This is a genomic window from Raineya sp. (assembly GCF_053497555.1).
The window spans coordinates 1-17,280 of sequence record NZ_JBRCWE010000042.1; the positions used below are offsets into that span (position 1 = coordinate 1).

The window sequence follows — 17,280 nt, forward strand, 5'->3', positions numbered from 1 at the left end:
TTTGCCCGTAGGGCTTACAGGCTCATTGCCGATTGCTCCAAAATTACCTCCCTGATTTGCCAAAGAAACGCCTTCACGCAAAGAAATAGGATAGTTTTCATAAGTTTTATAAAAACCTTCCAAAGTAAAACGCAGACTCGGTTTGGGCATAAATTCTACACCTGCCGTAAAGTGATTGTTAGCAATATATGGTGTGTTTCTATTGACTAAACTTCCTTGCTCATCTCTGAAACCCAACACCGTGTAAATCGGAATTTTGTAATAACGTCCTACCGAAGCCGAAGCAAACCATTTGTCGTTCATCTGATAGGAGGTAGAAATACGAGGAGAAAGCGTTCTATAAAATTGCAAACCTGTATCGGTAAAAGTGTTCATATCGCTACGCAGACCCGCAGATATACCCCAGCGGTCTATGGTTTTGCTTACTTGTCCGAAAAAGCCAAAGCGGAAAAATTCAATGGCTGAATTAGCACGTATATCTATTTGAGGCTGAATAATATTCCCGAAATCATCTCTGATTTCTCTGCGAAAACGATTGAAAAAATCATTGTTGAATTTCACGTATTGCAAAACACCCCCATAACTCCATTTCCACGTACCTTCTTTTTTGTTGAAGTCTATGCGTAATTTGTTTTCAATTTCTTGGGAACGCACTCGTAAAGTACGACGACTTTCATCACCGAATTGAGCATCTTCAAATCTATCTAAACGATTTTCAAACATATTGCGACTTAAAGCGATATTTACATAACCTTTGGGGATAAGCCTTTTAAGTACAAAACCTGTCGTATAGTTCCACTGATTGATAGCAGGGTTTGAGCGTAAAATGTATTCTTTGGTTACGTCAGACTTGCGAGGTACGCCGAAAGTAAATTCATCAATAGCTCCCAATCCAATGGCTGTAAGCGTAGTTTTGCTATCCAGTTGGCTACTTACTTTATACTGAAAATCCCAATAGTTGGGACGAATGGGTAAATCCAAAGCCGCAAACAAAAATTGCAAGTATGACCTTCGTACAGAAGCCAAATAAGTCGTTTTTTTAGATAAAGGACCTTCAAAGGTAGTAGCAAGTTCTGTTCCTGATAGTCGGATATTACCCGAAAATCGTTCAGGGTTGCCGTTTCTTTGCTTAAATTCAAGCACTGAGGAAAGGGCATTATCAAAGCGAGCGTGAAAAGCCGAACTGCTTAAAGTTACATCTTCAATAAAAGAAACATTCAAAATACCCGTAGGACCACCTGCGGCTCCTTGCGTAGCAAAATGGTTGATAACAGGCACTTCAATACCATCTAAATAATACACATTTTCGTTAGGAGCACCGCCACGAATGATTATATCATTCCGAAATCCACCCACCGAACCCGCTGTGCCACCTACGCCCGGTAGAGCCTGTACTACACGAGAAATGTCAAAATTACCGCCTGGGTTACTACGAATTTCTTCTGTGGTAAGTTTCTGCACTGATAGAGGCGTTTCCAAAGTTGCCGCAGAAGCCGATTTAGAAGTTTTTTCAGTAACTTCTACAGCTTCAATGTTTTGCTCGTCTTCTAATTCAAAGTTAAGAATTTGAGCATTTCCCGAAGTTACAACCACATTGTATTTGGTTTGGCTTTGGTAGCCCACTACCGAAGCTGTAATATTATAGCTTCCTGTGGCTATTTCTAAACGAAAATTACCATTTTCGTCAGATGTGGTGCCTATTTCGGTGTTTTCAACCTTGATAACTGCACCTACTAAAACTTCTTGGGTGTTTTTGTCTTTGATAGAGCCTAAAATGATGCCTTTGGATTGTGAGAGAGCTGAAAAAGAAAAGAAAGCAAGTTGTAAAATGTAAAAAAATCGCATAGCCTTAAAAATTAGGTTGTGGTAAAGATTGTATGATATTTTTGTAAAAGACAAAGAGGGCGTATTTTTGTAATATGTCTAAAGTATTAACAAAAGTAAACTGCCCTCATTGTCAAGGTACAAAGGTAGTGAAAAATGGTCGTAAAAAAGATGGAACACAAAATTTTTTGTGTAAATCTTGTGGTAAGCAGTTTCAACAGGCTTATCGGTACAAGGGAGCAGACCCTAAAATTAAACATCTGATAGTAAGTATGTTATTAAGAAATAGTGGCATACGAGATATTGCAACGGTCTTACAAGTCAGTCGTGCTTGTGTGTTAAATCAGCTACTTAAACAGTCTGAAAAGTGTGTGATAACTCCCAAGCAAAAGCACTACAAAAGTGTTCAAATTGACGAATTTTGGTCTTATGTTCAGCATAAGAAAAAGCACAAGCGATGGCTTTTCTATGCCTATGCTCCTGAAACGAATGAAGTCTTAGGCTATGTGATAGGCAATCGCAGTGCTAAAACAATTAAAAAACTACTTCAAATGCTTAAAGATATTGAAATTGATCAGTATTGTACCGAAGCCAAAGTTTTTTTGAAAGCAAAATAAAGCCTTCCAAACTTAAACTGCAAGATGCACTTGGTCGGGGGATACTTTGCCAATATATGAAAAACTCCACTCTTGAAGGTGGAGTTTTATTACCTATTTTCCTGACTTTTTCTTTCTTTCTATTATTTGTCCGTTTTCTAATGAGTAATCAAAGTAATTTCGGATATTAGGGTGTTGGTCTATATACTGCCGAGTATAGATATGTATTACTCCATTAGCATTTCCAAATATAGCTGCTGTTCTGCTGTCATTTTCCCACACATCTATTCCTGCTATTTGATTTAGGTCATATTGGTCTAAAATATAGTAACTATTTAAGTTGGCAAAAACAATTTTATTATCAATTGTAATCAGAGGTTGATTGGTTATTAAACCATATTTTGTATTCTCGTAATGTATAACATTATTGTATGCAATAGGGAACCAATCTCTTTTAATGGTATCTACCAAGGCCCTCAGAGTAGAATTTTGTTGTGCTTGTACATTTACATTCACAAACAAACAGCTTATTACAACTATTACAAAAACAAATTTTTTCATAAAAGAAACTTTAAGGTTTAACAAAAATATCGCTTGGATTGTTCGAATTTTGCAGGTTTGTTCCTTGCGGGTTAGTGAATATAGTGATTTGCGTTCTTGGTAAATCTTGATATAAGGGTACACCATTATTATCAGCGGCAGCCTCTAATCCAATTTGTAAAACAGTTGTTGAATTTATTTGATAAAAAGTATTAACAGGCTTCATATTTATGTCCCTTACACCATAATACACCCCAACATCAATTATGTACTGCCTATCATAAGCCTCAACCTCATCAAGTAAATCATACAATACACCTGCTCCTCCTGTTGTTTTATCAAAAGATATCTTTCCCTTTTCAAACTGAAATGCGTGTTTCATTTCATGAGCTTTTAAGCCTAAATTAACATAAGCATTTTGCCCAAAAGAATTTGTGGGAAACCCTATCAGAATCTTACCATTAGTAGGATCATAGGCTATCCAGCCTATTTTTGGATGCCCACTTGAAGTAAAATGATATTTCCATTTAGATTTTTCAATTACTTTTAACTCTGATTTTGCCTTTTCTAGCTCTCTTATTTTTCTACCCAAGTTTATTTTTTGTTGCTCACTCCATTCAAAATTTCCAGGAGGATTGAGCAAATAATGTTCTGTTTCTTTAATTTGCTCAACAAGATGTTGTTTGTAAGTAACATAATATCCGTGAGGGTCTTCAAAATTCGGTGGTAAATAGTTCGGGTCAAAAGGTTTATCCTGTCCCCAGTCATCTTGGCATTTGCTACAAGGTGTGATAGGTAAAGGTTCGGCTGGCGGCTCTCCACCAACAGGTGGCGAAGGCGGTTCATCAGGTGGCAAATTAACACCGCCTCCTCCTGAACCTCCACCCCCACCAGAGCCTCCGCCACTTCCTCCACCACCGCCGCAAGGGATAACGGTGGTTTTGGGTCCTCCACCATTGCAAGGTTCCCAAGAAATAGATACGACTCCACAATTGATTATTGTATGAGGACACGAATAGGTAGGCGGTGGTGGAATTTCAGCACCAGAACTTGGGGTACCAGGTCCATCAGAGCAATTCACACAATTATACGCTACATCATAAACCAAAATACCTGATTCAGGGTTAGCATCCATTTGTAAATTGGCTAAAATGGTATTTTTCTGCTCGGCAATATCATTCCGAGTTGTAATTAGCTCAACAATATGACTGCTTTCAACTTCACCTTGCTGGTTTAATATGGTTCTAAGCCTACGAATATAGTATAAATTTGATTGATAGTTCACAGAAACTTTCCTGAAAACAGGTGTTAGCAGAACTGTTTTGCCTTGTTGGTTTTGCAGAGTCGTCGTGCTATCCCAAGCAGGGTAAAAAGTAATCCACTCAACAGACTCTGAAATAGAGTTTGTTCCTCTACCAAGAGTGGAGTTTTGCTTTTTCAGACTTAAAAGTTTTTGCTGTTGGAGAGCAAAAAAGGTCTTTGCTTTTTGAATAGCAGAACTTTGTAGATGTTCATTTCGAGGAGCGACTTCTTTGGTAGGTTTACAAGCCCAAAAAGGCAGGCAGATACCTAAAATCGCAATCCACTTTAATTTTCCAAGTGGGGGGGGGTAATTCATTGATTTTCTTTGTTTTAGCATAAAAATTAAGTGTTTGAGTTAAAACTGGTGCAAAGAAAGCCTGTGTATGAAAAAAAGTCAAATATCAGATATTAAGAAATTGTTAAGTTTTAGATTTTGCCAAAATTAAAATGAGTTGAGAGTTTAATAATGACCACAAATCAAAATATAAAAAAACTTTCCACGCTACTAAAAGCTTTTCTTTCCGCTATCAAAAACTCAAAAACCATTTCTTGCGGATAGCTATTTTGGTAGCTTCTTGTTTGTTATGTACTTGCAATTTTTCAAAAATATTTTTGACGTGTGTGCGTACAGTGCCATAGCTAATGCAAAGTTTTTCAGCGATTTCTGCATAAGTAATTCCTTCAATCACCATTTTCAAAATTTCCATTTCGCGGCTGGTAAGGGGAGTATCAGAAGGGTTTTGGGAAGTACTTTTTTGAGAGGGAAGCAAAGAAAAAAACTTCAAGGCTTTTCGGGCAATAGAAGGCGAAAGTAACGAGCCTCCACCTGCTACAATTTCAATGGCTTCATAAATTTTCTCTTTGGTTTCATCTTTGAGCAAATAGCCACTTGCCCCCGCCTTGATAGCTTCAAAAATTTTTTCATCATCATCAAAAGCCGTAAGCATCAGCACTTCAACACTTGAAAAGCGATTTTTTATCTGTTGAGTTGCCTCTATTCCGTTCATTTTATCCATTTCAATATCCATTAAAATCACCTGAGGCAAACGAGATACAGGCAATTTTTCGAGCTGGTTTAAGCAGTCTTTACCATTGAAAGCTACGAAAATAAGTTCTAAGTTTTCAAATTCTTGCAGACGCTCCTTCAAATTATCTAAAAGTTGATAATTGTCATCAACAATCGCAATACGAATAGGCATAATTTAATTGTTTTCTTCAAAACTAACTAAAACCTAAAAGAGTTTGATACCTCATTTGAGGTATTTTTCAGAAAAAACCTTTTTGCTTTCATTAAAAACTCCTCATAAATTGTTTATCTTTGCAAAAAAATGGTTTTTATGTTGTTTGTAAAAATTGTAAATCGCTCCAAGCACGCTTTACCCTCTTATGCAACTGATGGTTCGGCGGGAATGGATTTGAGAGCAAATCTTGAAAATCCTATTACACTAAAACCTTTGGAGCGTTTTCTTGTTCCTACGGGGATTTTTATTCAGTTGCCCGAAGGGTATGAGGCTCAAATACGCCCTCGCAGTGGGCTTTCTATCAAAAAAGGTATTACCCTTGTCAATGCAGTAGGAACAATTGATTCCGACTATACAGGCGAAATAAAATTGCCTATGATCAATCTTTCTAACGAGCCTTACACCATTGAAGACGGCGAAAGGCTTGCCCAAATGGTCGTTGCTCGTTATGAAAAAATCACTTGGCAAGAAGTAAGCATTTTAGACGAAACTGAAAGGGGAGAAGGGGGCTTTGGAAGCACAGGCACAAAATAGAGATTTTACTATGAAACGGGTAGCTTTTTACACATTGGGTTGCAAACTGAATTTCGCTGAAACTTCGTCTATTGCCCGAAGTTTTGAGCAAAGGGGCTTTTTGCGGGTAGATTTTACCGAAAACCCTGATATTTTTGTTATCAATACGTGTTCGGTTACGGATAATGCTGATAAAAAGTGCAGAAAAGTAGTCAAAGAAGCTCGTAAAATTTCGCCTAATGCTTTCGTAGCAATTGTGGGTTGTTATGCACAGCTCAAACCGCAAGAAATTGCAAGCATTGAAGGGGTAGATGCCGTTTTGGGAGCTTCAGAGAAATTTCAGCTATTAGATTTGCTTGGCACTTTTGAGCGTAAAGAAAAAGCCCAAGTTTTTCATTCCGATATTCGTGAGGTGGCTCAAATGTATTGCAGTGCCTATTCTTATGGCGATAGAACCCGTACATTTCTGAAAGTTCAAGACGGCTGTAACTACAATTGTGCCTTTTGTACTATTCCACTCGCACGTGGCAAAAGCCGTAGCGATACCATTGCCCATATTGTAGCACAAGCCCGAGAGATTGCCCAAACCGAAGTAAAAGAAGTGGTGCTTACAGGGGTAAATATTGGCGATTTTGGTATCATTGAAGGCAAACGTCAAGAGCGTTTTGTGGATTTGATTAAAGTACTGGACGAGGTAGAAGGCATTGAGCGTTTTCGCATTTCAAGCATTGAGCCTAATTTGCTCACTAATGAAATTATTGAGTTTGTAGCTCAATCCAAGCGTTTTGTACCTCATTTTCATATTCCTTTGCAGTCGGGGAGTAATAAAATTTTACGCCTGATGCACAGGCGTTATATGCGTGAGCTATATGCCGAAAGGGTGCGTAAAATTAAGTCGCTGATGCCTCATTGTGCCATTGGCGTTGATGTAATTGTGGGATTTCCTTCGGAAACCGAAGCCGATTTCTTGGAAACTTATCATTTTCTCAATGATTTAGACGTTTCTTACTTGCACGTTTTCACCTATTCCGAAAGAGCTAATACAGCGGCTTTGCAAATCCCTGAAAGTGTTCCGATGAAAGTGCGTAATGAACGCTCTCAAATGTTGCATATTCTTTCTGAAAAGAAAAGGCGTTATTTTTATGAGCAAAACATAGGCAGAGAAGCTACCGTACTTTTTGAAAAAGATATTCAAGAAGGTTTGATGGAAGGTTTTACTGAAAATTATATCCGTGTTGTTGCCCCTTACGACCCTTTGCTTATCAATGAATTACAAAATGTGCAACTTACGCACATCAACGAAAAAGGCTTAATGGAGATAAAAGAACTTTGTTTGGCATAAAAAATATTCTATGACCCTATCCGAAGCACAGCAAATCGTAGATGAATGGATTAAAACCATCGGAGTTCGTTATTACAACGAACTGACCAATACGGCAATCCTTATGGAAGAAGTTGGTGAGGTAGCTCGCATTATGGCAAGGCTTTATGGCGAACAATCTTTCAAAAAAGATGAAACCTACGACTTGGCTGATGAAATGGCAGACGTGCTTTTTGTGCTGATTTGCCTTGCCAATCAGACGGGGGTAAATCTTACAGAAGCCTTGCAAAAAAACTTGGAAAAGAAAACCAAGCGTGATAAAGAACGCCACCAAAATAATCCGAAACTGACAAACTGATTTTGAAAATCAAGGTTTAAGTGTTCCCATACCACCATCTACGCCTATGATTTGCCCTGTAATCCAAGAGGCTTTATCCGAAAGTAAAAAACAAGCCATTTGAGCAATATCTTGGGCTGTTCCAAAGCGTCCGAGGGGGTGTCTTTTAGCGGCGGCATCGCGTTTGCTTTCATCAGAAAGTAATTTATTAGCCAGAGGAGTATCTGTAAGCGAAGGAGCAATCATATTCACACGTATATTTTGGTTCGCCCATTCTGCCGCAAGCGACTTGGCAAGCCCTTCTATGGCACTTTTAGCAGTAGCTATGGAACTATGAAAATTCATTCCCAACGTAGAAGCCACCGTACTAAAAAGCACAACACTGGCATTTTGCGAACTTTTGAGCTGTTTGTAAGTAGCTTGTAATACATCTATTGCACCCAAAACATTGATTTGCAAATCTTGTAAAAACTCTTCCCTTGTAAGGCGATGAAAAGGCTTTAAGTTGATAGTACCCGGGCAATACACTAATCCGTGCAAGATAGGTAGGCTTTCAAAACGAGTACCCGCAGGCTCTTGTACGTCCCAAACAATATGCGAAACATTCCCAAGCTCTGCACTTTGCTGGCGAGAAGCCACCCATACCTGATGATTTTCAGCAAGTAAATTTTGAACAATCGCAAGCCCTATTCCCGAACTTCCTCCTACTACAAGATAATTTTTTTGTGCCATAACAAACTTTTTTTCCTTGAAAACAAGTTTTATACGAAAATGTTTAGCAGTCTGGGGTATGTTCAATAAAAATTAGCATTTGATTTTTTCGCTATCTAAATGCAGTCTTGAAAATCTGTAATAATTTACGTTCAAAAAGGTTCAAAGGTTTAGATAAGAGTTTTACTCTGTCTAAATATCCAATATCTTAAATCTTTTTGCCTGCTTCTTGTTTCTATACTTCAAATTAGACCTAAACAATTACGAAAATCTTTAATTTGGGGATATGTTTTTTAATGAAATTGAAAAGTTAGCCAAATGTATTGCCTGTGGTAATTTGCCCGGCAAGGAGGCTCAAATCCGTATGGTTTCCGATAGGTTCAAAGATAGATATTTTGAGCTTCAACCAAATGCCCAAACACGAGAAGGGGCTGTGCTGATACTGCTCTATCCTGAAAAAGATACTTTGGGCTTACCGCTCATTTTGCGTCCTCAGAATGAAAAGGGGGTTCATAGCGGGCAAGCCGCTTTTCCTGGGGGCAAAAAAGATGAAACTGATAAAGATTTTATCCAAACAGCACTTCGGGAAGCACAAGAAGAAGTAAGTTTGGATATTAGCGAGGTAAAAATTTTAGGACAAATTTCACCTTTGTTTGTATTTGCAAGCAACTTTATGGTATATCCTACGGTAGCTTATATGGAAAAAAAGCCTATTTTAGAGCCCAATCCTACCGAGGTGGCTGAAATATTTTTTGCAGACCTTGAAAAGCTAAAAAATCCTGCCACTATCAAGAAAACAATTATTTCTACCCCGCAGTATACCTTTGAAACACCTTATTTTGATGTATCGGGCAAGGTAGTCTGGGGGGCAACAGCAATGATGTTGAGCGAACTGATTGCTATTTTAGAGTAGATTTACATCATTTTCTCTATGGCAACGAGACCTAAACAACTTCTGGCGGTTTTTAATCATCTTTCAAGGCACGCAAAGCCACTCTTAAAAAATCCCTTTCAGCTCTGAACATAGCTATCATCTGCTTGGGCATAAGAATTGTGCGAAACTTGGTGATATACTCTTTTTGCAAATCCAGTTCTTGCTGTTTGAGCTTGAGCATCTTATCAATATCTGCATTGATTTCACTATCCGAAAGGGAAAGCATCGCCGCCTCAATTTTAAGCTGTCGGATTTGCTTTTGTACATCAGCAAGCCTAAAAATGTATTCTTCGTACAGAGAAGGAAATTTCTTTAGCTGTTCGGCATTTAGTTCAATACGTTTGAGAACAAATTCCTTTTTTTGGAGCAAAAAACGCTCACGTGGTCTTTCTTGTGCAAAAAGATGAAGGCAAAAGCTAAAAACTATCAGTGTAAGCCAAAATTTTTTCATAAAATTTCCGAATTTTCAAGTTCTTGCTGTAAAATTTCTTCTATATGCTCGTCAGGTAATACCTCTTCCAACTCTTTTTTTCTAATGTGCAAGCTATCGGGCTGATAGAATTGTACTTCTGGCATTTGAATATTTTTGCCCAAAAGCTCTGCTTCTAAATGAGTTTGGTGATATGTGAGTAAGTAGTATTCTAATTCGGTTTTATCAATTTTTTGCAGGTTTTGCCTAAGCTCACCCAACTCTTTTTGTGTATCAGATTTGGGGATAATCCAGACTACTGCCCAAACTACCATAGTGGCAACTCCCAAACGCAAAGTCCATTGCCAATGGGCTTTTTGATGCCAAGCTAACCCACTCCGAAGGCTTTGAACTTTCTGCATAATTCTTTGCGGTAGCCACTCAAAATATTTTTCAGGTAAGCTAAAAGGCAAAGTTTTATGCACACCTGCTGGCTCGGTTTCGCCTTGCAGACGTTTTTCCAAACGCTCCCCTAATTGCTCAAAGTAGTTAGGGGGAGTTTCAAAGGGTAATGTGAAATTTTTTTTATTTTCTGCTTTCATACGCTCCTTTTCATTTCATCTTCAATTTTTTTGACGGCGTGATGATACGAAGCCTTCAATGCTCCTACACTTGTTCCCAAAATTTCCGAAATTTCTTCGTAGCTCAAATCATCAAAATATTTCATATTGAAAACCAATCGTTGTTTTTCAGGAAGTTTGAGCAATGCCTTCTGCAACCGAATCGCAACTTCATCTCCCGAAATGTAGGTATCGGTTTCAAGTTTGCGGAGCAGTTCTTTGCTTACATCAGCAATAGGCAGAAAAAACTTTTGTTTCTTTTTGCGTAGAAAGTTCAGACATTCGTTGGTGGCAATCCTGTAAATCCAAGTATAAAGTTGCGAGTTACCTTGAAAGGTATGGAGGTTTTGCCACACCTTTACGAAAGTTTCTTGCGTAAGGTCATCAGCATCGTCGTGGTCTATTACCATTTTACGAATATGCCAATAAATTTTCTGTTGATACTTTCTTACGAGCAAATTGAACGCATAATTTTGGCTTTCATTCTGCTTGAATAGCTCTAATAGCTCTTTATCTTCCATTGAAACGAGGATTTTTCAATCCTTTGCTTGGTTAGATGCATTCGGAGGGCAAAGGTTTAACCCAAAGAAAGAAATTTTCTACGAAAAGCCAAAAGAATGGAGTTTCTTGGATATAGAAGCTAATAAAAAAGCCTCAATTTTTGAATTGAGGCTTTTTTGTCGGGGTGGCAAGAAGAGGCACCAGGATTGTTTGGCAGTGATGATTTTATTTTTTCTCTAAAAGATTTTGATTTTTCAAAAATATTTTGGAAATTGCACTATCTAAAAATAAAAACTGATGTTTTAGAGTGTTTTCAAAGTTTTTTTTCAAATTTTACACCAATAGAAAACGAATATTTTGTAGTAGGTTTTTGTAAAAGAATGCAGGCTATTGGGTTTAGTTTGTACGTGAATGATAAAAACAAATATGTTATTTCTGAAATAGGTATTCCGAATGAAGAAAACTTCAAAAAAATATTCTGCGATGAGTTTTGAAGAAATTAACCGCTCTTTTAATGAAAAACTGAAAGAGGTCATAAAGAACGGTAAAAGAATAAGTCGCGATGAAGCATTCAGGCAATTTGCTGAACAAATGAATAAGAATAAAGCCAAAAAAAGAAAAGGAAAAGGAAAAAGTAAATAACCCCCCCCTTGCTTTTTTGAGGTTAGCCGCAACAAAATTTATTTGTTACGGCTTTTTTCTTATATTTCAGGGGCGTTTTTGAGGATTTCCTCGTTTTCAAAAAGTCCAAGACTTTTGAGATATTTGTCTGTTTGCTCCAAACTGCTATGCCTGCATTGTTCCTTAATGAATTTGATACCACAACCCTTTTTGTAATACTCTACCACGCCCGTATGTTTTAGACAATAAAGGCTATAGTCTTTGGGTAAATTGTTTTTTCGTACAATTTCTGAAAACAAAATACTATACTTGTTGCGTGAGTATTGAATAGGTGTCTTGTCAGAAAATAGCATCTCTTCGGTGTTTCGCTCTAAAAACTTAGTTTCCTGCAATTCTTTTTTTAGCGGGTCGGGGAGCATCACATATTCGGTTTTCTTGTTTTTACTTTGATTGCCATAAATTACAATCTTTTGGCTTTGCAAATTCACCTGACCCACTTTTAGCCGTCTAAGCTCTATGGGGCGTATAAAGGTATAAAATACGAACAAACAAAAAAGATAAGTTTCTGTATCAATTTGTTTTATTTCACTCATTATGATTTTCAAGTGTTCAGGGCTTAAAGCTATGCTTTTAGTCTGCTCTTCACGTAATTTTTTAATATTTTTGATAGGACTTTCATCAATATAGTTGCGAATTACCATAATGTTAAAAATTGCTTTGAGCCACGTAAGGTAATTGTTTCTGGTTATATTTGAATTTCCTTTGGCTTTTACCCAGTCCAAAAATTTTACAATATGAGTAGTTTGAATATCTTTTAGCTTAATATCTTGGAGATTATGTTCGCCCAAAAATTCAGTTAGTTTTTTGATATAGCTTTTTTCTCTTGTAGCAGAGTTTTCTGCATTTTCTCGTTTCCGAATTTCGTATATCTCGTTAATTGCCTGTAAAGCTCCAATATCTTGGTTAATCGTAATTTCAAGCGTTTTCTCTTCTTTTGTCTTAATTATACGATAGCCAGCGACCAAAATTTCTGTGATTGATTTTATTTTCTCTTTGACCCAAGACTTTTTATCTACACCTTTCGGAACTTCTTTGCGAAACCTATGTAGTTTGTTGGTGTTTTCATTCCACACATAAAACACCAAATATGGCTTTCTACCTTCTACCAATCGGGGTAGTTTGTAAGGATAACCAAGTTGGTTGTTTTCATTGCCTTCAATACTTAATTTCATATTATCGGGCAAATTTAAAAATCTAATAACTGACGAGAAACTGACAGGAAACATAAAAAAGCCCTCCAAGTTTATTAGAAGGGCTTTTTAGTCGGGGTGGCAAGATTCGAACTTGCGACCTCCTGCTCCCAAAGCAGGCGCGATAACCGGGCTACGCTACACCCCGAAATTTTTTTTGTAACTCTTGCTGAAAAAATTTGAGGAGAGGATGGGATTCGAACCCACGCGTCGGTTTCCCGACGACAGTTTAGCAAACTGCTCCTTTAACCACTCAGGCACCTCTCCTTTTAAGTTTCGGACTGCAATATTAGTACAAAAACTTCAAACTACCAAACAAAAACGAAATTTTTTATTCATTCACCAAAATAGCAGGTGTAGTAATTACATTGCTTTGGTTCAAAGCTCTATCGTATATGAATACTTCAAAGCGGATACTATCTCTTTTGTTGATGCCAATTACATCATAAAAAAGCCCACCAATATTGTAACGTATAGTGCCTTCAATAGGATTTTGTCGTTCCTTATCAAGCAATGGCGGTACTCTGCCGTGAATATTTGTTTCAAACTCTGCACCTGTAACAGGGTCTATGAATTTGGGCAAAACCAAACGTTCATATACACCCGTAAATTTATTGCGGCGATAGATAGTGCAATAGAAATTATAGTAATAAGGGTTGAAACTTTTATCGGGCAAGCGGCGAGCAAACTGCCCTGTGGTATCTCCTGCCGATAGACCTATATCGCCATTGCCATCTTTGAAATCAATATCCAAAAAAATAGAGTCTTCAATTACTTGTCCATTGCCGTCTAAAAGGCTTTTTTTGCTCATTGCCCGAAAACTGACGCTTGGCTCAAAAGGAAATTCAGGCTTTTTGAAAATACAAGCGTTCAAGCCTATGGTAAGTAGTAGAAAGCAACCTAAGATATTTTTTGCCAAAACTTTCATAATTCTCTACATTTGCGTTATGAAAAAAGATTTACCCCTAATTCTGAAAAACCTTGTTCTTTCTATGCAAGAAAGCGATTTTGAAGAAATAGCTTTCTTGATATACGATTTTCAGCTCAAAAATAACCCTTTTTTTGCTCGTTGGGTTTCATTTTTTTACGAAAACCCACACAATATAAAAAAATTGGAGCAAATTCCGTGCCTACCCATAGAATTTTTCAAGTATTACGAAATCAGAAGCACGCCTAAAAGTCCGCAAATGGTTTTTGAAAGTAGCGGAACTACCCAGAGTTTTAGAAGCAAGCATCTGCTCACCGATACCTTTTTTTACGCCCAAAACAGCATTCAGATATTTGAAAAACAATACGGAAAACTTGAAAACTATCATATTTTAGCCCTTTTGCCTTCTTATTTGGAAAGAGGAAATTCCTCTTTGGTTTTTATGGTAAAGCAATTTATGGAAAAATCGGCTTCCACTTACAATAGCTTTTACCTGAACGATTTTGAAAAAATATTTCAAACTATTCAGTTTTTGCTAAAAAATAATGATAAACGCAAAATTTTGCTCTTGGGAGTAACTTATGCTCTTTTAGATTTTGCAGAAAAATATAAAGGAAATGATTTTTCGGAAATTATTGTAATGGAAACAGGGGGAATGAAAGGCAGACGCCCCGAAATGACACGTGCAGAAGTGCATCGTAGGCTTCAAAGTGCTTTGGGGGTTGGGCAGGTTCATTCAGAATATGGAATGACAGAGCTACTCTCGCAGGCGTATTCCAAAGGCGAAGGAATCTTTGATATGCCTACTACAATGAGAATTTTTTTGCGAGAAAATAACGACCCCTTTGCCTATACCCCTACGCGAGGGCTTATCAATGTGATTGATTTGGCAAATATTGAAAGTTGTGCTTTTCTTGCTACCCAAGATGTGGGAACTTTGCTAAACGAAAATCAGTTTATGGTACTGGGCAGAGCCGATAATGCCGAACAAAGAGGTTGTAACCTACTTTTAGAGCAGTTTTGAATATTTTACAACAATTTTAGGCTTTTATGCGTTTAGTCATAAAAAATTTACAAGATAAAACTATTTGTATTTCCGAAAAAAACACTATTTTGCAATCGCTTGGCGAAAATGCTATAGATTGGATGCAGGCTTGTGGTGCAAAAGGTAGATGTACTACTTGCAAAATGATAGTTTTACAAGGGAGCGAATACCTGACAGATTACACCGAAGCAGAAAAAAAGTTTATAGTTCAGAAACGTTTGCTTGCACAAGAGCGTTTGGCTTGCCAAGCAAAACCCAAAAACTTACAAAACGAATACGAAATTATTATTCAAGTACCCAAAATTTATCAATTACCACATATTTTGTACAACGATTAAAATCTGCTTGCATTATGGAAAGTTTAGTGATAGAACCTACCAACAGAACTCCCAAAGTGAATTTTGATACGCTTACAGGCGTTTTTGAAATGTCTGGACGTTCCATTCCTGAAAATGCACCCGCTTTCTACAATACAATTCTGGATTGGTTGGAGCAGTGCAAACAAAAAAGCAACATTAGCAACATTCAAGCCATCTTCAAGTTGGAGTATTTCAATACTGCCTCTTCCAAGCTCATTTTAGATGTTTTCAAGAAACTTGAAAGTTTCAAAGAAAAGGGCAAACTTGTTTCTATTCAGTGGTATTATGACCCCAAAGATGAAGATATGCAAGATGCGGGCAAAGATTTCAAAGATATTATTGCCTTACCTTTTGAATTGCACCCTCTTTCCTAAAAATATCGCCCTACACACGTGTAGGGCTTTTTTGTTTGCCAAACAATTTGAAAAGTAGTTGGTTTTTATCTTAAATTTCTAACCCTTCAACCCCTAAGTTTTACTATGGCTACGCTAAAAGTAGGAGATAAAGCCCCTCTTTTTGAGGCAAAAGACCAAAATAGCAAGACTATCGCTCTCGCTGATTTTTTGGGCAAAGGAAAAAAAATTGTGCTTTATTTTTATCCCAAAGATGATACCTCGGGCTGTACGGCTCAGGCTTGCAATTTGCGTGATAATTACGAAATGCTTTTACAAAATAATTTCCAAGTAATAGGCATAAGCGTTGATGATGAAAAATCACATCAAAAGTTCATTACTAAATATAACCTGCCCTTTCCGCTTGTTGCCGATACCGACCACAAAGTAGTAGAAGCCTATGGGGTTTGGCAAGAAAAAAGTATGTATGGCAAAAAATATATGGGAACGGTTCGCACTACTTTTATTATCAATAGCGAGGGCATTATTGAAAAAATCATTGATAAAGTAAAAACCAAAGAACACACCGAGCAAATTCTTTAATACAATGTCTGAAAAAATAGTTTTACTTACAGGGGCGACTTCGGGCATTGGCAAAGCCACCGCCTTAGGACTTGCCCGAAAAGGTTTTACACTTATTTTACCTGTCCGTAATTTTGAGAAAGGTGAAAAAACCAAACAAGAAATTCTTTCTCAATATCCACAAACGAAAGTTCATCTTTTTGAGTGCGATTTGGCAAGTTTAGCCAGTGTAAAGCATTTTGCTGAAATGGTGAAAAGTCAGTTTTCGCATTTGCATATACTTATCAACAATGCAGGTGTGTGGAAAAATAAACTTACTTTCACGCAAGATGGTTTTGAACAAACTTTTGCAGTAAATCATTTAGCTCATTTTTATCTTACGCTTTTGCTTGTAGATTTACTTCAAAAATCTGCACCTGCACGCATTATCAATGTTGCTTCCGATTTGCATCAGGGTGATATACACTTTGCAGATGTGGAACTTCGTAAAAATTACAATGGCTTAAATGCTTACAAGCAGTCCAAACTTGCCAATATTCTTTTTACACGAATTTTGGCAGAAAAACTCAAAAATAGCCAAATTAGCGTCAATGCTTTGATGCCCGGTTTTATTGCTACCGATATTTTTGAAGATTTACCATTTTTCTTGCGTTGGCTTATACCTTTGGTAGCGAAAAGTCCTGAAAAAGGTGCAGAAACTACCTTGTATCTGGCTACCGAACCCAATATAGAAGTTACAGGCGAATATTTCAAAAACAAACAGCGAGCCAGTTCCTCTCATCAGTCCAAAAATATGCAGACCGCCCAAAAGTTATGGGATTTGAGTGTGCAAATGCTTCAAGAAAAGGGTTTTCAAGTATCCAATCTTTAAGCCAAAAGCCAACTTTCGGCTTCTTTGCGTGTCGTGAAGACTTTATTTTGGAAAGGAATGATGCGAAAAGAGGCTTTTTCTATGAAAGCAAATTTGGAAGGCGGTAAAATCATTGCCATTTTACCATTTTGTCCTAAACATTTGCCAAAAAGAGGAAGCCAAGATTGCCAAGCCCACAACACATCTTCAGCTCTGAAAAAACTTTTTTTGCTTTGGTCTATGATAATTTTGCTGGTGGGGCGAAAGTTCAAAAAAGAAAGAATATCCTCCATTACACGGCGATATATCTCGCCGCAGGTATCATTTTCTTGGAACTCTATGAGCCAGTAGGCTTTTTCGGAATGATAACCTACCCACACACTTTCATTTGCAAAAAATAACTCCAATGCCGAAATTTGTTTAATTTTGGACTTTGCTTCACAAAGTAGCAAAGTTTTCTTTAA

At 37.4% G+C, this 17,280-nt stretch carries 22 protein-coding genes and 2 tRNA genes; 11 read left to right on the forward strand and 13 right to left on the reverse strand.

Going from position 1 to position 17,280, the window contains the following annotated elements; genetic code table 11:
* A partial coding sequence (locus tag ACWITO_RS05025) for a TonB-dependent receptor (RefSeq protein WP_448528915.1) occupies positions 1-1,845 on the reverse strand: 1,845 nt, incomplete at its 3' end.
* 74 nt (positions 1,846-1,919) lie between these two features.
* Between ACWITO_RS05025 and ACWITO_RS05030 the strand changes: the two genes are divergently transcribed.
* Positions 1,920-2,441 carry an IS1 family transposase gene (locus ACWITO_RS05030; RefSeq protein WP_448528916.1) on the forward strand — a complete coding sequence of 174 codons (522 nt, stop codon included), beginning with the start codon at positions 1,920-1,922 and terminating at the stop codon, positions 2,439-2,441.
* A 93-nt stretch (positions 2,442-2,534) separates the two neighbouring features.
* On the opposite strand, the gene ACWITO_RS05035 is transcribed toward ACWITO_RS05030, so the two are convergent.
* The 3 genes from ACWITO_RS05035 to ACWITO_RS05045 all read right to left on the reverse strand — a co-directional run bounded on the left by ACWITO_RS05035 (position 2,535) and on the right by ACWITO_RS05045 (position 5,461).
* Positions 2,535-2,981: a hypothetical protein gene (locus tag ACWITO_RS05035; RefSeq protein WP_133121559.1), complete on the reverse strand. Its 447-nt coding sequence runs from the start codon at positions 2,979-2,981 to the stop codon at positions 2,535-2,537.
* Between the two features lie 10 nt (positions 2,982-2,991).
* On the reverse strand, positions 2,992-4,578 hold the full coding sequence (locus ACWITO_RS05040; protein ID WP_448528917.1) for a hypothetical protein: 1,587 nt from the start codon (positions 4,576-4,578) through the stop codon (positions 2,992-2,994).
* A gap of 211 nt (positions 4,579-4,789) precedes the next feature.
* On the reverse strand, positions 4,790-5,461 hold the full coding sequence (locus ACWITO_RS05045) for a response regulator (RefSeq protein ID WP_101358106.1): 672 nt from the start codon (positions 5,459-5,461) through the stop codon (positions 4,790-4,792).
* Positions 5,462-5,599: 138 nt separating this feature from the next.
* On the opposite strand from ACWITO_RS05045, the gene dut reads away from it, so the two are divergent.
* The 3 genes from dut to ACWITO_RS05060 are packed head-to-tail and all read left to right on the forward strand — an operon-like array spanning position 5,600 to position 7,695.
* The gene (gene dut / locus ACWITO_RS05050) at positions 5,600-6,037 is read left to right on the forward strand and encodes a dUTP diphosphatase (protein WP_101358105.1); all 438 of its coding nucleotides are present in this window, start codon (positions 5,600-5,602) and stop codon (positions 6,035-6,037) included.
* A gap of 10 nt (positions 6,038-6,047) precedes the next feature.
* Complete coding sequence (gene mtaB / locus ACWITO_RS05055; protein WP_448528918.1) at positions 6,048-7,358, forward strand: tRNA (N(6)-L-threonylcarbamoyladenosine(37)-C(2))-methylthiotransferase MtaB; 1,311 nt, start codon at positions 6,048-6,050, stop codon at positions 7,356-7,358.
* Between the two features lie 10 nt (positions 7,359-7,368).
* Positions 7,369-7,695, forward strand: coding sequence for a nucleotide pyrophosphohydrolase (locus ACWITO_RS05060; protein WP_448528919.1), 327 nt, complete (start codon positions 7,369-7,371; stop codon positions 7,693-7,695).
* A gap of 9 nt (positions 7,696-7,704) precedes the next feature.
* Here ACWITO_RS05060 and ACWITO_RS05065 read toward each other — a convergent pair whose 3' ends face one another.
* On the reverse strand, positions 7,705-8,406 hold the full coding sequence (locus ACWITO_RS05065) for an SDR family NAD(P)-dependent oxidoreductase (RefSeq protein ID WP_448528920.1): 702 nt from the start codon (positions 8,404-8,406) through the stop codon (positions 7,705-7,707).
* Positions 8,407-8,671: 265 nt separating this feature from the next.
* Here ACWITO_RS05065 and ACWITO_RS05070 point away from each other — a divergent pair, with 265 nt between their 5' ends.
* Entirely contained in the window at positions 8,672-9,298 is a 627-nt protein-coding gene (locus tag ACWITO_RS05070; RefSeq protein WP_448528921.1) for an NUDIX hydrolase, read from the forward strand.
* Between the two features lie 52 nt (positions 9,299-9,350).
* Here the strand turns inward: ACWITO_RS05070 and ACWITO_RS05075 are convergent, their stop codons facing one another.
* The 3 genes from ACWITO_RS05075 to ACWITO_RS05085 are packed head-to-tail and all read right to left on the reverse strand — an operon-like array spanning position 9,351 to position 10,869.
* Complete coding sequence (locus ACWITO_RS05075) at positions 9,351-9,770, reverse strand: hypothetical protein (protein WP_448528922.1); 420 nt, start codon at positions 9,768-9,770, stop codon at positions 9,351-9,353.
* A complete protein-coding gene (locus ACWITO_RS05080; protein ID WP_448528923.1) occupies positions 9,767-10,330 on the reverse strand; it encodes a hypothetical protein in 564 nt (187 codons plus the stop codon). The genes ACWITO_RS05075 and ACWITO_RS05080 overlap by 4 nt, the downstream gene beginning before the upstream one ends.
* Positions 10,327-10,869 carry an RNA polymerase sigma factor gene (locus ACWITO_RS05085; RefSeq protein ID WP_448528924.1) on the reverse strand — a complete coding sequence of 181 codons (543 nt, stop codon included), beginning with the start codon at positions 10,867-10,869 and terminating at the stop codon, positions 10,327-10,329. Before ACWITO_RS05085 ends, ACWITO_RS05080 begins: the two co-directional genes overlap by 4 nt.
* Positions 10,870-11,332: 463 nt before the next feature.
* On the opposite strand from ACWITO_RS05085, the gene ACWITO_RS05090 reads away from it, so the two are divergent.
* Complete coding sequence (locus tag ACWITO_RS05090) at positions 11,333-11,491, forward strand: hypothetical protein (RefSeq protein WP_448528925.1); 159 nt, start codon at positions 11,333-11,335, stop codon at positions 11,489-11,491.
* A gap of 59 nt (positions 11,492-11,550) precedes the next feature.
* Here the strand turns inward: ACWITO_RS05090 and ACWITO_RS05095 are convergent, their stop codons facing one another.
* The 4 genes from ACWITO_RS05095 to ACWITO_RS05110 form a co-directional block, all read right to left on the reverse strand.
* Positions 11,551-12,702 carry a tyrosine-type recombinase/integrase gene (locus tag ACWITO_RS05095; RefSeq protein ID WP_448528926.1) on the reverse strand — a complete coding sequence of 384 codons (1,152 nt, stop codon included), beginning with the start codon at positions 12,700-12,702 and terminating at the stop codon, positions 11,551-11,553.
* A 91-nt stretch (positions 12,703-12,793) separates the two neighbouring features.
* Positions 12,794-12,868, reverse strand: a tRNA-Pro gene (locus ACWITO_RS05100).
* A 34-nt stretch (positions 12,869-12,902) separates the two neighbouring features.
* A tRNA-Ser gene (locus ACWITO_RS05105) sits at positions 12,903-12,987 on the reverse strand.
* A 64-nt stretch (positions 12,988-13,051) separates the two neighbouring features.
* Entirely contained in the window at positions 13,052-13,648 is a 597-nt protein-coding gene (locus ACWITO_RS05110) for a hypothetical protein (RefSeq protein ID WP_448528927.1), read from the reverse strand.
* A 19-nt stretch (positions 13,649-13,667) separates the two neighbouring features.
* On the opposite strand from ACWITO_RS05110, the gene ACWITO_RS05115 reads away from it, so the two are divergent.
* From ACWITO_RS05115 to ACWITO_RS05135, 5 genes are all read left to right on the forward strand, one after another.
* Complete coding sequence (locus tag ACWITO_RS05115) at positions 13,668-14,672, forward strand: acyl transferase (protein WP_448528928.1); 1,005 nt, start codon at positions 13,668-13,670, stop codon at positions 14,670-14,672.
* Between the two features lie 26 nt (positions 14,673-14,698).
* The gene (locus ACWITO_RS05120) at positions 14,699-15,031 is read left to right on the forward strand and encodes a 2Fe-2S iron-sulfur cluster-binding protein (protein ID WP_448528929.1); all 333 of its coding nucleotides are present in this window, start codon (positions 14,699-14,701) and stop codon (positions 15,029-15,031) included.
* Positions 15,032-15,045: 14 nt separating this feature from the next.
* Positions 15,046-15,426 (forward strand): DUF1987 domain-containing protein, encoded by a 381-nt coding sequence (locus ACWITO_RS05125; RefSeq protein ID WP_101358096.1) that lies wholly within the window; start codon positions 15,046-15,048, stop codon positions 15,424-15,426.
* Between the two features lie 105 nt (positions 15,427-15,531).
* Positions 15,532-15,987, forward strand: coding sequence for a thioredoxin-dependent thiol peroxidase (gene bcp, locus ACWITO_RS05130; protein WP_448528930.1), 456 nt, complete (start codon positions 15,532-15,534; stop codon positions 15,985-15,987).
* Positions 15,988-15,991: 4 nt separating this feature from the next.
* Positions 15,992-16,837, forward strand: a complete 846-nt coding sequence (locus ACWITO_RS05135) for an SDR family oxidoreductase (protein WP_448528931.1) — start codon at positions 15,992-15,994, stop codon at positions 16,835-16,837.
* Here the strand turns inward: ACWITO_RS05135 and ACWITO_RS05140 are convergent.
* Complete coding sequence (locus tag ACWITO_RS05140; RefSeq protein ID WP_448528932.1) at positions 16,834-17,223, reverse strand: hypothetical protein; 390 nt, start codon at positions 17,221-17,223, stop codon at positions 16,834-16,836. The two genes, ACWITO_RS05135 and ACWITO_RS05140, sit on opposite strands and share 4 nt — an antisense overlap.
* Between the last annotated feature and the right edge of the window lie 57 nt (positions 17,224-17,280).

What these genes read in the sequence shown, in the direction of transcription:
- ACWITO_RS05030 (WP_448528916.1), top strand. Translation starts at nt 1,920, where the DNA reads ATGTCTAAAGTATTAACAAAAGTAAACTGCCCTCATTGTCAAGGTACA.
- ACWITO_RS05035 (WP_133121559.1), bottom strand. Translation starts at nt 2,981, where the DNA reads ATGAAAAAATTTGTTTTTGTAATAGTTGTAATAAGCTGTTTGTTTGTG.
- ACWITO_RS05040 (WP_448528917.1), bottom strand. Translation starts at nt 4,578, where the DNA reads ATGAATTACCCCCCCCCACTTGGAAAATTAAAGTGGATTGCGATTTTA.
- ACWITO_RS05045 (WP_101358106.1), bottom strand. Translation starts at nt 5,461, where the DNA reads ATGCCTATTCGTATTGCGATTGTTGATGACAATTATCAACTTTTAGAT.
- dut (WP_101358105.1), top strand. Translation starts at nt 5,600, where the DNA reads ATGTTGTTTGTAAAAATTGTAAATCGCTCCAAGCACGCTTTACCCTCT.
- mtaB (WP_448528918.1), top strand. Translation starts at nt 6,048, where the DNA reads ATGAAACGGGTAGCTTTTTACACATTGGGTTGCAAACTGAATTTCGCT.
- ACWITO_RS05060 (WP_448528919.1), top strand. Translation starts at nt 7,369, where the DNA reads ATGACCCTATCCGAAGCACAGCAAATCGTAGATGAATGGATTAAAACC.
- ACWITO_RS05065 (WP_448528920.1), bottom strand. Translation starts at nt 8,406, where the DNA reads ATGGCACAAAAAAATTATCTTGTAGTAGGAGGAAGTTCGGGAATAGGG.
- ACWITO_RS05070 (WP_448528921.1), top strand. Translation starts at nt 8,672, where the DNA reads ATGTTTTTTAATGAAATTGAAAAGTTAGCCAAATGTATTGCCTGTGGT.
- ACWITO_RS05075 (WP_448528922.1), bottom strand. Translation starts at nt 9,770, where the DNA reads ATGAAAAAATTTTGGCTTACACTGATAGTTTTTAGCTTTTGCCTTCAT.
- ACWITO_RS05080 (WP_448528923.1), bottom strand. Translation starts at nt 10,330, where the DNA reads ATGAAAGCAGAAAATAAAAAAAATTTCACATTACCCTTTGAAACTCCC.
- ACWITO_RS05085 (WP_448528924.1), bottom strand. Translation starts at nt 10,869, where the DNA reads ATGGAAGATAAAGAGCTATTAGAGCTATTCAAGCAGAATGAAAGCCAA.
- ACWITO_RS05090 (WP_448528925.1), top strand. Translation starts at nt 11,333, where the DNA reads ATGAGTTTTGAAGAAATTAACCGCTCTTTTAATGAAAAACTGAAAGAG.
- ACWITO_RS05095 (WP_448528926.1), bottom strand. Translation starts at nt 12,702, where the DNA reads ATGAAATTAAGTATTGAAGGCAATGAAAACAACCAACTTGGTTATCCT.
- ACWITO_RS05110 (WP_448528927.1), bottom strand. Translation starts at nt 13,648, where the DNA reads ATGAAAGTTTTGGCAAAAAATATCTTAGGTTGCTTTCTACTACTTACC.
- ACWITO_RS05115 (WP_448528928.1), top strand. Translation starts at nt 13,668, where the DNA reads ATGAAAAAAGATTTACCCCTAATTCTGAAAAACCTTGTTCTTTCTATG.
- ACWITO_RS05120 (WP_448528929.1), top strand. Translation starts at nt 14,699, where the DNA reads ATGCGTTTAGTCATAAAAAATTTACAAGATAAAACTATTTGTATTTCC.
- ACWITO_RS05125 (WP_101358096.1), top strand. Translation starts at nt 15,046, where the DNA reads ATGGAAAGTTTAGTGATAGAACCTACCAACAGAACTCCCAAAGTGAAT.
- bcp (WP_448528930.1), top strand. Translation starts at nt 15,532, where the DNA reads ATGGCTACGCTAAAAGTAGGAGATAAAGCCCCTCTTTTTGAGGCAAAA.
- ACWITO_RS05135 (WP_448528931.1), top strand. Translation starts at nt 15,992, where the DNA reads ATGTCTGAAAAAATAGTTTTACTTACAGGGGCGACTTCGGGCATTGGC.